Origin of the sequence: Ochrobactrum sp. SFR4 (assembly GCF_019730395.1) — a bacterium.
In the GTDB taxonomy this organism is placed as follows: domain Bacteria; phylum Pseudomonadota; class Alphaproteobacteria; order Rhizobiales; family Rhizobiaceae; genus Pseudochrobactrum.
On the sequence record NZ_JAAPBB010001449.1, the window covers coordinates 1 to 232 of the forward strand.

1 pseudogene is annotated in these 232 nt (G+C 50.4%); it reads right to left on the reverse strand.

The window, feature by feature from the left end:
* Positions 1 to 232, reverse strand: a pseudogene (locus tag HBA93_RS23820) (polyamine ABC transporter ATP-binding protein); the annotation flags it as partial.

The following is a 232-nucleotide window of genomic DNA, read 5'->3' on the forward strand; positions in this document are numbered from 1 at the left end:
GGGTGATTTTCTCAGGGCGGATCGCATACCAGACCTTTTGCCCTTTACTCAGCTGTTTGGCGGTTTTGGTGCGGATCGTCACACTATTCGCCGCGCTTTCAATCTCCGCTTCACCATTAGCAAAATGGCTGACTTCGCCCTCAATAATGTTGATATTACCGATGAAGTCCGCAACGAATTTGCTGCTTGGTGCTTCATAGACTTCTGCCGGTGTCGCCACCTGCATGATCTG